A 14,303-nucleotide genomic window follows, 5' to 3' on the forward strand; every position below is an offset into this window, starting at 1 on the left:
CTTATTCGCACCACTGCGCCGAAGGCGCACTCCTACCGGTCGAAGTGCGCCTTGGAGATCTGACCGTGCACGCCGACCGTCTTGTCGACCACCTGCGAAACGGTGAAGTTGGCGGCCGCGGAGAGGTAGGCATAGGCCGTCGCCCGGTCCATGCCGAGGTCGGTCTCGAGGAAGTCGAGCGCGTTGACCACGGCGCGACGCATGGCTGCGTTCAGGTCCGAACTCTGACCACCGACGGCACCGTCCGGATCGGACAGGCCGATCGGAATCCATGAATCCTCGTTCTCGGCAAAGGGATACGAGTACGCGACGGACGGCGCATCCCCGCTGCCCGCCTTGCAGACCGTGAGGCGGAAGGTGCCGCGCAGGGACCCCTCCATCGCCGTCAGCGCCACTTCCCCGTCGCCCATCGCCATGTGCGGATCGCCGACGTAGAACAACGCACCCTCTGCGAACACCGGGAGGTAGAACGTCGACCCGACGCCGAGCAGGCCGACATCGATGTTGCCGCCGCCGAGCGTCGGGGGAATCGAATTCGCATTCGGTGACGTCAGGCCCGGGTCGCTGGCGAATGCAACACCCATCATGCCCATGAACGGACGCAGCGGAAAGCGCACGGCCGCATCGCCGTACCGCATCACACCCTGCCCGTCCTCGACTGCGGTGAACGTGGAGATGTTGCCGTACTGCGTCGGGTCACCCGACGGCCTGCCGTCGCTGCCGATCGGCGGCATCACCTCGTCCAGGCTGATGCCCGCAGGAGCCTCACCGGACGCAGTGACCGCCAGGGAGCCCTTGCCGTGCCTGCTCGACACCACACCGTACGGAACGCGTGGGATCGCCTCGAGAGTCTCGATCTTGAGTACATCCCCGCGCTGCGCACCCTCGACGAACACCGGGCCCGTCACCACATGCGGGCCGTCGACGTCGAAATTGCGGACCGTGCGGTCGTATCCGCCGGCGATGTCGATGGCGTCCTGCAGCACGTCGGATTCCGATACTCCCTTGCCGCCGAAGAATTCGACGGGATCGCGGCCCTGGTCTTCGAGAATTCCTTCGTGGCTGAGCGCATCGATGGTCACCGTCTCACCGGACTTCATCTGCAGCACCGACTCGGACTCGACCGTCGGGACGTAGCCCCACAGGACCTTGTCGACCTCGGAACTCAGGTAGTGATCGCCGGCGATGTCACCCGCTCCGGGCTGAAGGATCCCGCCAGCGGTAGTTGCGGGTGCCGATGAGCTCGCAGCGGCTGTGTTCGACGAGGACGTAGAACACGCTGCCGTCCCGGCGATTCCGACGCCTGCACCCAGTGCCGCCACCGCTTGGATGAATCCACGTCGACCGATTCCCTTGGTGATCGTCTCCGCTGCCTGCTCCGCCATCGACCGCGCCATGATGCCTCCTGAATTGTCCGAATCTCGAACGTAGACCGAGGGTGTTTCTCGGCAGTTACGAACATGCGTCGGACGAAGTGCTCAGCAGCTCAACTGGGATGACTCCCGCCGTCGAGACGAACGCGAGAATAGGTGCTGTCCACTCACATCGGTAGATTCACCACCATGCCGACTGCCTCCACACCCGACGGATTCGCCTTCGAGCGATTCGACGTCACCGACGCCGGATCCATCGCCACGGTCTTCGCAGCCAAGGAACACCGAGCCGGGCTCTACGTTCTGCACTTCACCGACGGCTCGGCCTACGCGGGCTACGCAGATTCGGTCCCCGCGCGGTTCGCCGCAGACCTCGACGTGTGGACCGACATCGAGGCACTCGACTTCACCTCCGGCACAGCAGACCAACTCGAGCAATTGCAGGATCTCGTGTCGCGCCTGACCCGCCCACGTGAGCGGACCTCGGAGGCCGGTGCGATCGGCGAGGCACCGAGCGCGAAATCCGCACTGCCGAAGGAAAGAGCCAAGCGGGCGACATTGCTCGACGCGGCCGTCGGCAAGACGCGCAAACAGTTCTGGGATCTGTCCGACCACATCGCATACCCCGCCATTCGCAGCATCGTGGCCGACTACATCAACTCCTCGATCCCCGACCCGGCGAACACCGCGAAGTACCTGTGGCAGATCGCTGCCCTGTCCGACGAGCCCGCCGACACCGGGCCTCGACGCTTGGTGACGCTGACGTGCGGCGGCTTCGAGACACTGCGCGTCGACGAGATCGTGCACGACGACGACACGATCGAACTCGACCTGCGCATCAACACCAACGTTCCGCGCGACCGGACCGACGAGCAACTCGAGGTCTCCAACGAGACCGTCAGCGCCGGGCGCGGACCCTACCGGGACGAACGTGTGTGGTCGTGGTCGATCGACCTCGGCGCGCTGCTGGAAGAAGACGTGGACGTCGACCTCGGGATCGACGACGACACGTTCGACGACCTCGCCTACGGCCTCAACGCCAGGCTGATGCGATCCGGAAACTCGACGGGCGCAGCGTCACACAACCACGACCTCGCGGCCGACCTGCTCGCCGAGGCATACCGGCAGCTGTTCGAGACCGAGTGACCGGTCAGCTCTGGTACGTCTCGTACGGTTCGAATCTGCTGCGCGAGAGGTTCTTCACCTACCTGACGGGATCCGACGAAAGCTCCGAATTCGGTGCGCACCCACCGGCGCCCTCGACGGCGTTGCCTGCCGGTGAAAGATGGCTGTGGATCGACTATCCGCTGTACTTCGCCGGAGTCTCGCGGCGCTGGACCGGAGCATCGGCGTTCGTCTCGACGACGGCAGATGCCGCGAATCGGTCTGTAGCGCACGGCTATCTACTCGACCGCGTCCAGTTCGCTCACCTGGCTGCCGTCGAGAACGTCGTCGCATCCATCGATGTCGGGGCGACGGAGACACTTGCCATCGGACAATGGTCGCAACTGGCAGTGGATCGCGAAGGTGCGAGCTTCCGCGGGAAATACGATGCACTGCTCCGACTTCCGGACATCGACGGATCGGCCGCGTTCACACTGACCAGCTCGATCGTGCGGGAGCGCGGCGAACCGTCGAGCAGATATCTCTCGACGATCCGGCGCGGATTACTCTCCGCCCCCGACGATCTCGAGGTGGACGCCTACCTGCACGCGGCGATCGAACGATCCGCGGAGCTTACTTCAGCGCATCGAGGTTCGTCTTCAACAGCAGCACGTTGTAGTCCGACCACCGAGAAGCAGTGAAGTACAGGTCTTTTCCGCTCGACATCGGATGAATGAACGGCGCATAGATTCCGCCGGCGGTCTGATTGGCATCGAGGATGGTCCTCGGCGCACTCCATGGCCCCTCGGGATTGTCGGCAGTGCGAGCGACCAAAGTGCGAGTGTTCTCGTCCCCGTACATCATCACGTAGCGGCCGAGGTAGTCGTTCCACGCAACCGACATCTCGCTGACCGGGCCCTTGACGATGGCAACGGTGTCACCGATGTTCTTCGACCACTGCTTCGTCGGATCCGGATCCTGCGTCGAGTACTCGTACGCGTCGAGATTCTCGATGTCGTTCGGTGCCACCCGCGAGACGAATGCGTCGCCGAATCGTCCGTTGGGAGTGCCGAACTGGTACAGGTACTCGCCGTCGCGACCCAGCACGTACGCACTCTGCTGAAACTTGCCCTGGCTTTCGTGGACGTTGGTGAAGCCCGGGATGGTGACACCCTTGTTGACGCGGATCGTCTTGGGATCCGTCGACCAATTCTGGCCGTTGTCAGTAGATTTCGCCGTCGCAGAGTAGTTCGTGACCCAGCGCCCGGGAGGGCCCCAGCTCTGCACCGACATGTAGTTGATGTACTGGGTGTTGCCGATCGCTATGGCCGCCGTGGGAATCGTCGTGTCCTCGACGCTGGGCAGCTTTGCGCTGGAGATGATCTCGGCTGCATAGTTCGGACTACCGGCCCGCACGACGGCACCGGAGGTGTTGTCCGCGGGGTCGGCTGGACCGATCTTGATTCCCTGCGCCAAGTTCGTCGACGCCTTGTCCGACCGGAAGAGCGCGTTGCTGCGCCACTGGGCATTGCCGGAGGAGCAGTCTCCGAAGGTGTCACCGAACGCCATCAGGATTTGGCCGACCCCGTTGTCCCAGCTGATCCCGAGGTCGGTGCCGGACATCGCAAGGTCGTTGTAGGTGTTGTTCACGCTCTGCGGACCGGTGACCCAGGCGATGCTCTGAGTGTTCCCGGTGATCCGAGGAAGCGGCCCCTGAGGGCCTTGTGGGTTCTTGCCAGACATCCCAGCGCTGCCCGACGACCCGAACAGCGGGGACGAGCCCGGACCACCGAGCCCACCGCACGGTTCGGCCGACACGGTGGGTGCGGTCAGAGCGCTGAGTCCGCTCACTGCCAGTGCCAGGACAGCCCCGACAGCAACCTGCCGACTACGTACACGCATGGACGAACCCACCGTTTCCCGTGTGACCCACGATACTGATGTGACTGATGGGACGAGTGTTACGCAAATCTACTGATCGCGCAACAAATCAGGCGTGTTGGTGCTTGACAAATTGCCTACGGCGAGAATGACACTCGTGTGATTAGCCGGCAATCATGCGGGCGTGAGTCGTATCCAGCGCGAGCAGCACAGCGCCCTGCACAATGACGGCAGTGCCGTGGCCCAGCGCCTGGTCAGCAGTGATCCGGCCGCCGAACCGAGGCTTCCTGACGGCGATGTGCGCACCGGTCGCGATGTAGAGGACGTCGAGACCGGCATTGATCCACAGCAGCTTGGTCAAGCTCTTGGACGTCGGGACCGAGGAGTTCAGCGCCCCGGCACCGGCGATGGCCACATCGATTGCTCCCCACCCGGCGGTCTGCTGACCGAACGCGCGCCAGGCAGGCGACGACCCGCGCAACGCCAACACCGTTCCGACGAGCACACTTCCACCGCCCCATACTGCGAGACGACGGCCGAGCCGCTGGGCAACGATGGGCGCTTCGAGTGCTGTCATGGACTCCAGTGTGCCGCGTTCGAGGAAGGAGCCGGTTCGTAACGCGCGGTCGGTTGCGGCCGATCCCATGAGCACTGAGCAGTCGTGCTCGAAACGAACGGAGCCACCATGCTGAAGAAGATCCTCGCCGGAGTCGCGCTGGCGATCGGCGGCGCAGTGCTCATCGCGCCGACAGCCTCCGCCGCTCCCGACGACAACCCGTTCGGGCCCAAGGATTCGACCGCGAACTTCGTGAGTGCCATCGAACCTTCGGCGTACGGCACCGACGGCACCAAGTCGTTGATCGTCAGCCCGTTCGGGACGAGCCGGCAGATCGACTGCTCGTCGTTCCGCGGTCAGAGCTGGTGCGCCCAGAACGGGCGAGTACTGGATCAGATTCGAATCCCGGCCGGATCCTCGGAGTGGGACTACCGGACCCTCTACGTCTACAACCCGTTCTGATGATCGTCGGCCGCATGCTCTGCGGACTGGCTCTGGTCGTGCTCACCAGTTGTGCCGCAACGGAACCCGAGCCGGGCATCGACGTCGCGGTGAACGTGGCGCCGTCGTCGTTCCCGCCCCCTCCTCCCTCCGTCGCGCCCACAGCCATCCCGACCCCGGAGGAAGCGACCGCCATCTTCCGTACCGTTTTCGACTGGACCGCAGAGCGGTCCGACCGCGCCGACGCACTCGAAGGCACACCCGAGGAGAACGCAGCGTTGTTCGACAGCGGCGGGGTCATGTCGGACGTGACGTTCGACCGCGTCGACGCCGTCGCACCCGGACGGGTGGAGGCGAGCGGCACTTCCGTCGGGCGAGTGTCCTCGATCGGTTTCTTTGTCTCCGAGGGCCGTTGGAAGCTGGAACGCGCAGCGGCATGCGCACTCACCGGAGCGTGTTGATCGCCGGTTCAGGTCACCATCCGAACGGGTCCGAGTCGGACCCGGGCATCCAACTGCTGCCTGGTCCGACCCAGCCTCGCGCCATGATCATCTTCTTCGCAGCACGCTGATTGCGGCCGATCAGACGGTCGAGGTACAGGCGACCGGCCAGATGGTTGGACTCGTGCTGCAGACACCGAGCCAGGTAACCGTGGCCCTCGACCGACACGGGATCGTTCTCCGCATCGACACCGGTCACGCGGGCCCAGTCCGCGCGGCCGGTCGGGTACCGCTCCCCCGGTACCGACAGACACCCTTCACCGTCTTCGGGGTCGGGCATCGTCTCCGGGATCGCCGACGTCTCGAGCACTGGGTTGACCACGTGCCCGCGGTGACGGACCCCGCCGTCCCTGAGGTCGTAGACGAACACTGCACGCAGGTCGCCGACCTGGTTGGCAGCAAGACCGGCACCGTGCGCCGCAGTGTTGGTCTCGAACAGGTCCTCCACGAACGCCGCCAACTCGGCGTCGAACACGGTGACGGGTTCGGCGACCGTCGTCAGCCGCGGGTCACCGGCAATGATAATGGGTCGAATCGCCATGCGACGAGGTTACTGTCGAAGCATGGCTCACTCCCGTCGATCTTCCACTGCGCCGCCCGCCGACAAGGTATGCGCATCGTGCGGGCGGCGAATCGAATGGCGCAAGAAGTGGGAGAAGAACTGGGATGACATCAAGTACTGCAGCGACGCATGCCGGCGACACAAGGTGAGCACCACCGACAAAGAACTCGAAGACAAGATCAGGACCCTGCTCGACGCCCGATCCCGCGACTCCACGATCTGCCCCTCCGACGTTGCACGAGCCCTGTCCGACGACGGTTGGCGGGAGTTGATGGAACCGGTTCGCCGCGCCGCCCGCCGGATGGTCGACGCGGGAGAAGTCGAGATCACCCAAAAGGGATCCGTGGTCGATCCCTCGACCGCGAAGGGCCCGATCCGTATTCGTTGGAAGCGTTGACCGGCGTCGCAGAAACGTGTCGGTGGTTGGGTATAGCTTTCGTGGGGTGAAGACATGGGGGGATGTGTTCGGGCTCGGGGACCAGGAATTGGTGTCCGCGCTCGCTGAGGTGTCCTCCCACGAAAGTGCCGTCGCTGCAGCCAGATACACGATGCTGGCGGAGATCGAGCGACGTGGTCTGGCGATGAAGCTCGGGCATTCGACGGTCACCCGCTGGTACGCGAGGTCGGTGCGCATCACCGACGGATCCGCTGCCCGTCAGGTGGAACTCGGGCAATGGCTCACCGACCGGGCCACTGTGCTCGACGCCCTCGCCGGTGGTGAGATCCATGCTGCGCACGCGTCGGCGATCGCCGACGGCTACGCCACCGTGGTGGTCGCCGACCCCACCCTCGACGAGCAGCGCCGCGACGCAGTCGTCGCGGAACTGCTCGAGCACGCGATGCGCGGCACCGCCGGGCAGGTCAGCTCCCGTGCCCAGGCACTCGCGCATTCTGCGGCAGAGGACGCGCGAGCTCGACACGAGAGGGCCGAGAAGAAACGCCGGGAGCAGGAACGAGAGCGCGAGCAAGAGCAGGCGGGCCGAGCCGATGCCGGGTCGAGCGCCGATGATGATGCCAGGAACTCGGGTGATGCCGGTGGTTCGGGTGGGCCCGAACCTGCTGGGCCCGAGCCTGTTCCGTCGAGTCCGCCGCCGGTACCGGTGTCGGAGAACCCGGGCCTGAACCGGTTCGATGTTCACCGGCTGGCCAGTGGCCGCTTCCAGATCGGTGGCGACGTCGACCGGCTCCTCGCCGAGAAGCTGCTCACCGTGTTGTCGACTTTGACCGCACCGCAACCGGGCCCGGGTGGGGAACGTGACCCGCGGAGTCCGTCGAAACGCCGGGCCGATGCACTCGATCGGATTCTCGACCGGCACCTGCGCGGTGGCAGCCGCGGGGCGTCGGGTGGGTCGCGGGCGTCGGTGCACCTGATCGTTCCGCTGCGAGACCTGCTCAGCGACCGCGGACAGAAGGAAACCGCCAGCGCACCAACGGCTTCGACAACACACCGCGCCGGTGCTGACGGCGGCCACCGCGCCAGCGAGAGTGCTGGTGCCCACGGCAACTCACGAACCAGTGATGCCGGCGCCGGTCCCGGTGGTGGTGCTGACAGCGGTCACCGAGTCAGCGGGAGAGCTGCCGGCGACAGTTCAGGAACCAGTGCTACTGACGCCCGTCCTGATCGTGGTGTTGACCGCGGCCACCGCGCCGGCGGGAGCAGTGCTGATGCCGACGGCAACTCACGAGACGGTGATACCGACGCCGGTCTCGATCGGGCCACCGGCTGCGGTCAACGCGCCAGCGGCAGTTCTGGTGCCGGCGACAGTTCATGCAGCGGTGACTCTCACGACGATCGTGTCGGTGGTCGCAGCACTGACGGTAGTGATGCTGCCGGTCGTGTCGATGCCGGAGGGAAGTCCGTTCCCGAGCCGGGCGATGCCGAGTGGCCGTTCCACTTCGACTGGACCGGGCCGATGAGCCGCTCCCTCGCCGAACTTCTCACCTGCGACGCCGACCTCACCCCCGTCATCGTCGACCACCACGGCGTCCCGCTCGCCCTCGGGCGCACCACCCGACTCGCCACCGACGACCAACGCATCGCTCTGACCATCCGCGACCGATGCTGCGTGATGTGCGGCCGACCCGCACAGTGGTGCCAGGCCCACCACGTGAAATTCTGGGAACACGGCGGCCCCACCGACCTGAACAACCTCGCCCTGGTCTGCGGAGAATGCCACCGCCTCGTCCACCACGGCGACTGGCAACTGCTCATGGGCGCCGACGGACACCCCTACGCCATCCCACCCGAATCCATCGACCCCACACGACAACCCATCCCCAGCTACCACCGACGAAAACGACGCGCAGCCTGACGACAGGTCAACCGCGCAGCTCACGCTTGAGCAGTTTTCCGCTCTGATTACGCGGCAATTCGTCGACGAAGGTGACGGTCTTGGGCACCTTGAACGGCGCTATACGACCTCTTACGTGGTCGATCAACACCTGCGACGACAACTCACTGCCGTCCTTGAGCACGACGACGGCCGTCACCGCTTCGATCCACTTGTCGTCGGGCGTCCCGATCACCGCGACCTCGGCGACCGCCGGATGGGTGTAGAGCGCATCCTCCACTTCGCGCGACGCGACGAGAATGCCGCCGGTGTTGATGACGTCCTTGATCCGGTCGACCACGGTGATGAACCCCTCGGAGTCGCGTGTCACCAAGTCACCAGAATGAAACCACCCATCCGAGAACGCATCTGCCGTCGCTTCCGGTTTGCCCCAGTAGCCGTCGCACAGCTGAGGAGAACGGTAGAGGATCTCCCCGGGCTCGCCGTCCGGCACATCGTTGCCGTCGGCATCGACGACGCGGGTCTCGACGAAGAACACCGCACGTCCGCACGACGCCGGTCGCGCCTCGTGCTCCTCGGGCTGCAATACCGTTGCCAGTGGACCGATCTCGGACTGCCCGAAGCAGTTGTAGAACTCGATGTCCGGGTACCGCTCACGTAGCCGAGTGAGAACGGTGACAGGCATGATCGACGAACCGTACTGCGCCTTCTTCAGTGACGACAGGTCGCGCGTGGCCAGGTCGGGGTGATTGGCGAGCGGAACCCACACCGTCGGTGCCAGGAACAGGGACTTGATCTTCTCCTCTTCGATCCGACGCAGGATCTCCGGAACGTCGGGCCTGCGCATCAAGCGGACCGTGGCACCCACCGAAAGATACGGCAGCATGAACACGTGCATCCCAGCCGAGTGATACATCGGCATCACGAGCAGAGGATCGTCGGTCTGGGTGAACCCGAGCGCGATGACGCACGAGACGTACTCCGCGACCAGCGCACCGTGAGACATCATCGCGCCCTTGGGTTTCGACGTCGTTCCGGAGGTGTAGAGCAGCTGAGCGAGGTCGGTCGAATCGGCGGCGGGTTCGAGTTCGGAGCCGTCGCCGTCTGTGTCCAGTACATCGGGAAGGGACACCACGTGCTCGATAGTCAGGTCTGCACGAACGGAGTCTAGGGTGGCCGTCAACGCCGGATCCACGAGAACCACGCGGGAGCCCGACTGATGGAGCAAGTAGTGCAATTCGTCGCCCACCAGCGCGTAGTTGATCGGAACGTGCACCAATCCGGCTCGCGCACAAGCGAGAAACGCAACGACGTACGCATCCGAGTTGACGCCGTACGCCGCGACGCGGTCACCCTTGTTCAATCCCAACGCGATCAGTCGTCGGGCGGCGCGGGTGACCGCGGTATCGAGTTCTCCGTAGGTGTGGCTGCGTCCCTCGAATGTCACGGCGAGACGGTCGGGGAATTTCGCGGCCGACCGTCGCAGGACGCCGTCGACGGTGTTCACTCGTGTTCCGCTACTCATCACCCGACGTTATAGGACGTCCAAGCATCTCGTCCCGTGTTTGGCTGCCCTTGGGGTTGGCACATTCCCAGCGGGGCATTCGCCCAGGTATGACACTCAAGCAAGCACTCGACAGCCTCGAATCGGCATCGTTCCTCGACGGAGCCGGCAACGCCATCAACGACGTCCTCGAGCCCACACTCGACGACAGCACCGTCGGTAGCGCACTGCGGGGAGGGTGGATCGGTCACCCCATCCACCCCGCTCTCGTCAACGTCACCATCGGTAGCTGGACCAGCGCCGTTGTCCTCGACCTGCTGAATCACCAGTCGAGGGCGAGCAAGCTCGTCATCTCAGTCGGGCTCGTGTCCGCGCCCGCAGCCATCGCCACCGGATGGGCCGACTGGTCGACGCTGAACACCCGCCAGCGACGCGTCGGGATGATCCACGCGGCCTCGAACGCGACCGGCGTCTTCCTCTTCCTCGGCTCCTACTTACGGCGTCGCAAGCAGACCGATGGCATTGCCAAGGCCCTGGCTGCGGCCGGTCTGGCAACAGCGAGCGTCGGCGGCCTCATCGGAGGCCACCTCGCCTACAGCTCGACCGAGCAGGAACCGGCTCCAGCAGGAAAGCACAGCCTTCGCCGTTAGATCAGCAGTTGCTGGTTCTCGCCGTCATCAGCACGAACCCTCGAGTTCGCCTAACTGTGGCGTTTCCGTACACCGTACGGTAGACTGCGTCGGCCCCGGACGAACCAGCGTCTGGGGCGGCGAAAGGCGACCGAAGCGCACATGACCCAGGCCCAGCCGACGACACCAGCTCAACCATCCACCGACGAACTGTCGACCATCCTCGTTCGCGGAGCACGTGAGAACAATCTTCGCGACGTGAACCTCGACCTCCCCAAACGCTCGCTGGTCGTGTTCGCGGGCGTCTCCGGGTCGGGGAAGTCATCACTCGTCTTCGACACCATCGCCGCCGAAGCTCAACGGCAGATCAACTCCACGTTCACCGCGTTCGCGCAGACGTTCCTTCCGTCCTACGGTCGTCCCGACGCCGATCTGATCGCCAACCTGTCGGCTGTCGTGATCGTCGACCAGAAGCGACTGTTCGGCGGCCCGCGGTCGACGGTCGGCACCATCACCGACATCGGCGACTGGCTTCGCATGCTCTGGTCCCGCGGCGTCACCCCGACGGTCGGGTTCGCGAACGCGTTCTCGTTCAACGACCCGGCCGGCATGTGCCTCGAGTGCGAGGGGCTCGGCGAGGCGCAGGTCGTCGACCTCGCAGAACTGGTGGACGAGTCGAAGTCCCTGCGCGAGGGGCCGTTCAAACATCCGGACTTCGAGGTCGGCAAATGGCCGTATCGGGTGTTCGCCGACTCGGGTCTGTTCGATCTCGATGTCCCGATCGAGCAGTACTCCGCCCGCGAGCGCCACATCTTCTTCGACGCCAAGCCCGGCGAGGTCGACGTGCTGAACCCCGACGCCGTCATGAAGAGCTACGAGGGGATCGTGTCGCGGTTCCGGCGCAGCTACCTGGCGAAGGATGCCGACGCCCTCAAGGGCAAGGCCAAGCTCGCGTTCGAGCGCATCGTCACGCGCGGCGTCTGCGAGTCCTGCGGCGGCTCCCGCTACAACGAGACCATCCGCGGAGCCACCCTCGAGGGCCTGTCTCTGCCCGACGCGTTCGCGATGCAGGTGTCCGAACTCGCCGACCGCATCGACGGGTGGAAGATCAGCGGCCTGGGTACGGTCACCGCCGAAATCGTCACGCAACTGCGAAGACTCGTCGATCTCGGTCTCGGCTACCTCAGCCTGGACCGGGCGACGTCGTCACTGTCGGGCGGTGAATCCCAGCGCATCAAGATGGTGCGCCATCTCGGAGCCACCCTCAACGACATGCTCTACGTCTTCGACGAACCGACCACAGGCCTCCACCCCCGCGACGTCCACCGCCTCGACGACATGTTGCTCGCGCTGCGCGACAAGGGCAACACCGTCCTCGTCGTCGAGCACGACCCCGAGGTCATGGCGATAGCCGACCGCATCGTCGAGATCGGCCCGGGTGCGGGAAAGGCCGGTGGCACAGTCGTGTTCGAGGGCACCTACGACGAACTCCGCAGCGCCGACACCAGGACCGGTGCCGCGTTGCGGCGCGAAGGCGTCGAATTACGCACTCCCCGTGCCCCTTCGGGTTGGCTGAGCATCATCGGAGCGAGCACGCACAACCTGCGCGATGTCAGCGTCGACGTTCCGCTCGGGGTTCTGACCGCCGTCACCGGGGTCGCTGGTTCCGGAAAGTCGAGCCTCATCCACGGCCACCTCCGTGAGGCCGCGCCGGACGCCGTCATCATCGACCAGGCACCCATCCGCGGATCACGCCGCTCCTCTCCCGCGACCTACACCGGTCTGCTCGATCCGATCCGCGCCTACTTCGCCAAGAAGACCGGGCAACCGCCGTCGCTTTTCTCGCCCAACTCCGACGGCGCGTGCCCCGACTGCCAGGGCAGCGGCGTCATCTTCACCGATCTCGGGTTCACCGACCCGGTGACGAGCACCTGTGAGACGTGCCAGGGCAGGCGTTTTCGGTCGGGCGCGATCCGGCACGCCGTCGACGGCATCAGCATCGCCGACATCTTCGAGATGTCCGTCGAGGACGCTCAGGACTTCTTCGAGGTCAAGAAGATTCACGACATCCTGCGCCGGTGCCGGGACGTCGGGCTCGGCTACCTCTCGCTCGGCCAGAACCTGACGTCGCTCTCCGGCGGTGAGCGTCAACGGCTCAAGCTCGCCACCGAATTGGTCGGGTCGTCGCCGGTGCTGGTTCTCGACGAGCCGACGACCGGTCTGCACCCGTCGGACGTGTCGAACCTGATCGGGTTGCTGTCCGGGATGGTCGACGAGGGCAGGTCGGTGATCGTCATCGAACACAACCTCGACGTCATCGCCGCGGCCGACTGGGTCATCGACCTCGGCCCCGACGGCGGACACAACGGCGGTCTGATCACCTTCACCGGAACCGTCGACGAATTGGTGGTCTCCGACACCCACACCGGGACGTACCTGGCACGGAGCCTGGGTCGCTGACCACGACCCGATAGTGTTGGCGCTCCACGAGGTATCGGAAACACAGGAGTGGCAGTGCAGCGTCGATCGGCACGAATGATCTCAGCCGGGTTCGCGGTCGTCGCGCTGGTCGCGACCGGATGCGGCAGCACCACCACGGACTCCCCGCCGACCGCCACCTCCGCCACGGCGTCGAGCGGGGAGTTTCCGAGGACGATCGCGTCGGGCTCGGACGGCGGGACCGTCACCATCGACGCGATGCCACGCTCGATCGTCTCGCTGAGCCCGACGGCGACGGAGACCCTGTATGCCGTCGGGGCGGGTGAGCAGGTGGCGGCCGTCGACGATCAGTCGGACTATCCCGCCGACGCTCCGAAGACCGGGCTGTCTGCGTTCACCCCGAGCCTCGAGGCGATCGTCGCATACGATCCCGATCTGGTGATCACCTCCACCGATCTCGGCCTCGTAACGTCCACTTTGGCCGAGGCCGGCATTCCGACGCTGCTGGTGCCGGCCGCGACGAGCCTCGACGACGCGTATTCCCAGATCGAACGCGTTGCGGACGCGACCGGGCACGACGCGGACGGCGACGCAGTGGTCGCGCAGATGCGGTCCCGGATCGACACTGCCGTGGCGAGCGTTCCGGATCGCGATCGGCCGCTGACGTACTTCCACGAACTCGACGACACGTTGTACACGGTGTCGAGCGCGAGCTTCGTGGGCCAGATCTACGGTTTGTTCGGCCTGACGAGCATCGCCGACGGCTCCGGCGCAGGCGACTACCCACAACTGTCCGCCGAATCGGTGATCACCGCGGATCCCGATATCGTGTTCCTCGCCGACGCCCAGTGCTGCGGCGTCACAGCCGAATCGGTCGCAGCTCGGCCGGGGTGGGGTTCGATGACAGCCGTCCGAGACGGCCGGATCTTCCCGATGGACGAGGACCTGTCGAGTAGGTGGGGGCCACGAATCGCGGATCAGGTGGAAGCCGTCGCCGACGTGGTGCAGCAGATTCCCGAGTAG

Annotated in this window: 14 protein-coding genes and 1 pseudogene; 10 read left to right on the forward strand and 5 right to left on the reverse strand. The window is 65.3% G+C overall.

Annotation, left to right across the window (positions count from 1 at the left end; translation table 11 throughout):
- Nucleotides 1-32: 32 nt before the first annotated feature.
- Entirely contained in the window at nt 33-1,397 is a 1,365-nt protein-coding gene (locus tag CH251_RS25170; RefSeq protein WP_094615540.1) for an acetamidase/formamidase family protein, read from the reverse strand.
- A gap of 165 nt (nt 1,398-1,562) precedes the next feature.
- Between CH251_RS25170 and CH251_RS28075 the strand changes: the two genes are divergently transcribed.
- A complete protein-coding gene (locus CH251_RS28075; protein ID WP_256979297.1) occupies nt 1,563-2,519 on the forward strand; it encodes a hypothetical protein in 957 nt (318 codons plus the stop codon).
- Nucleotides 2,516-3,178: a hypothetical protein gene (locus tag CH251_RS25180; RefSeq protein WP_094615541.1), complete on the forward strand. Its 663-nt coding sequence runs from the start codon at nt 2,516-2,518 to the stop codon at nt 3,176-3,178. Before CH251_RS28075 ends, CH251_RS25180 begins: the two co-directional genes overlap by 4 nt.
- Here CH251_RS25180 and CH251_RS25185 read toward each other — a convergent pair.
- Entirely contained in the window at nt 3,111-4,379 is a 1,269-nt protein-coding gene (locus CH251_RS25185; protein WP_094615567.1) for a DUF4185 domain-containing protein, read from the reverse strand. The genes CH251_RS25180 and CH251_RS25185 overlap by 68 nt on opposite strands.
- 142 nt (nt 4,380-4,521) lie before the next feature.
- Complete coding sequence (locus CH251_RS25190) at nt 4,522-4,935, reverse strand: hypothetical protein (protein ID WP_094615568.1); 414 nt, start codon at nt 4,933-4,935, stop codon at nt 4,522-4,524.
- A gap of 108 nt (nt 4,936-5,043) precedes the next feature.
- Between CH251_RS25190 and CH251_RS25195 the strand changes: the two genes are divergently transcribed.
- Entirely contained in the window at nt 5,044-5,376 is a 333-nt protein-coding gene (locus CH251_RS25195; RefSeq protein WP_094615569.1) for a hypothetical protein, read from the forward strand.
- Nucleotides 5,376-5,816, forward strand: a complete 441-nt coding sequence (locus tag CH251_RS25200) for a hypothetical protein (protein WP_094615542.1) — start codon at nt 5,376-5,378, stop codon at nt 5,814-5,816. The genes CH251_RS25195 and CH251_RS25200 overlap by 1 nt, the downstream gene beginning before the upstream one ends.
- 13 nt (nt 5,817-5,829) lie before the next feature.
- On the opposite strand, the gene CH251_RS25205 is transcribed toward CH251_RS25200, so the two are convergent.
- The gene (locus tag CH251_RS25205) at nt 5,830-6,396 is read right to left on the reverse strand and encodes a peptide deformylase (protein WP_094615543.1); all 567 of its coding nucleotides are present in this window, start codon (nt 6,394-6,396) and stop codon (nt 5,830-5,832) included.
- 22 nt (nt 6,397-6,418) lie between these two features.
- Here CH251_RS25205 and CH251_RS28080 point away from each other — a divergent pair.
- The 3 genes and pseudogenes from CH251_RS28080 to CH251_RS28090 form a co-directional block, all read left to right on the forward strand.
- Nucleotides 6,419-6,547: pseudogene (locus CH251_RS28080) on the forward strand (DUF2256 domain-containing protein); the annotation flags it as partial.
- Between the two features lie 15 nt (nt 6,548-6,562).
- A complete protein-coding gene (locus CH251_RS28085; protein ID WP_230596743.1) occupies nt 6,563-6,814 on the forward strand; it encodes a DUF3253 domain-containing protein in 252 nt (83 codons plus the stop codon).
- Nucleotides 6,815-6,860: 46 nt separating this feature from the next.
- Complete coding sequence (locus CH251_RS28090; protein ID WP_256979298.1) at nt 6,861-8,729, forward strand: HNH endonuclease signature motif containing protein; 1,869 nt, start codon at nt 6,861-6,863, stop codon at nt 8,727-8,729.
- Nucleotides 8,730-8,736: 7 nt separating this feature from the next.
- Here CH251_RS28090 and CH251_RS25225 read toward each other — a convergent pair whose 3' ends face one another.
- Nucleotides 8,737-10,233 carry an acyl-CoA synthetase gene (locus CH251_RS25225; protein WP_094615545.1) on the reverse strand — a complete coding sequence of 499 codons (1,497 nt, stop codon included), beginning with the start codon at nt 10,231-10,233 and terminating at the stop codon, nt 8,737-8,739.
- Between the two features lie 89 nt (nt 10,234-10,322).
- Between CH251_RS25225 and CH251_RS25230 the strand changes: the two genes are divergently transcribed.
- From CH251_RS25230 to CH251_RS25240, 3 genes are all read left to right on the forward strand, one after another.
- Nucleotides 10,323-10,862, forward strand: coding sequence for a DUF2231 domain-containing protein (locus CH251_RS25230; RefSeq protein ID WP_094615546.1), 540 nt, complete (start codon nt 10,323-10,325; stop codon nt 10,860-10,862).
- Between the two features lie 141 nt (nt 10,863-11,003).
- Entirely contained in the window at nt 11,004-13,301 is a 2,298-nt protein-coding gene (locus tag CH251_RS25235) for an excinuclease ABC subunit UvrA (protein ID WP_094615547.1), read from the forward strand.
- Nucleotides 13,302-13,376: 75 nt separating this feature from the next.
- The gene (locus CH251_RS25240) at nt 13,377-14,303 is read left to right on the forward strand and encodes an ABC transporter substrate-binding protein (protein WP_094615570.1); all 927 of its coding nucleotides are present in this window, start codon (nt 13,377-13,379) and stop codon (nt 14,301-14,303) included.

Source organism: Rhodococcus sp. 06-462-5, from assembly GCF_002258315.1.
In the GTDB taxonomy this organism is placed as follows: domain Bacteria; phylum Actinomycetota; class Actinomycetes; order Mycobacteriales; family Mycobacteriaceae; genus Rhodococcoides.

Excerpts from the sequence above, each read along its gene's own strand:
- CH251_RS25170 (WP_094615540.1), bottom strand. The coding sequence starts at position 1,397 with ATGGCGCGGTCGATGGCGGAGCAGGCAGCGGAGACGATCACCAAGGGA.
- CH251_RS28075 (WP_256979297.1), top strand. The coding sequence starts at position 1,563 with ATGCCGACTGCCTCCACACCCGACGGATTCGCCTTCGAGCGATTCGAC.
- CH251_RS25185 (WP_094615567.1), bottom strand. The coding sequence starts at position 4,379 with ATGCGTGTACGTAGTCGGCAGGTTGCTGTCGGGGCTGTCCTGGCACTG.
- CH251_RS25190 (WP_094615568.1), bottom strand. The coding sequence starts at position 4,935 with ATGACAGCACTCGAAGCGCCCATCGTTGCCCAGCGGCTCGGCCGTCGT.
- CH251_RS25195 (WP_094615569.1), top strand. The coding sequence starts at position 5,044 with ATGCTGAAGAAGATCCTCGCCGGAGTCGCGCTGGCGATCGGCGGCGCA.
- CH251_RS25200 (WP_094615542.1), top strand. The coding sequence starts at position 5,376 with ATGATCGTCGGCCGCATGCTCTGCGGACTGGCTCTGGTCGTGCTCACC.
- CH251_RS25205 (WP_094615543.1), bottom strand. The coding sequence starts at position 6,396 with ATGGCGATTCGACCCATTATCATTGCCGGTGACCCGCGGCTGACGACG.
- CH251_RS25225 (WP_094615545.1), bottom strand. The coding sequence starts at position 10,233 with ATGAGTAGCGGAACACGAGTGAACACCGTCGACGGCGTCCTGCGACGG.
- CH251_RS25230 (WP_094615546.1), top strand. The coding sequence starts at position 10,323 with ATGACACTCAAGCAAGCACTCGACAGCCTCGAATCGGCATCGTTCCTC.
- CH251_RS25235 (WP_094615547.1), top strand. The coding sequence starts at position 11,004 with ATGACCCAGGCCCAGCCGACGACACCAGCTCAACCATCCACCGACGAA.
- CH251_RS25240 (WP_094615570.1), top strand. The coding sequence starts at position 13,377 with ATGATCTCAGCCGGGTTCGCGGTCGTCGCGCTGGTCGCGACCGGATGC.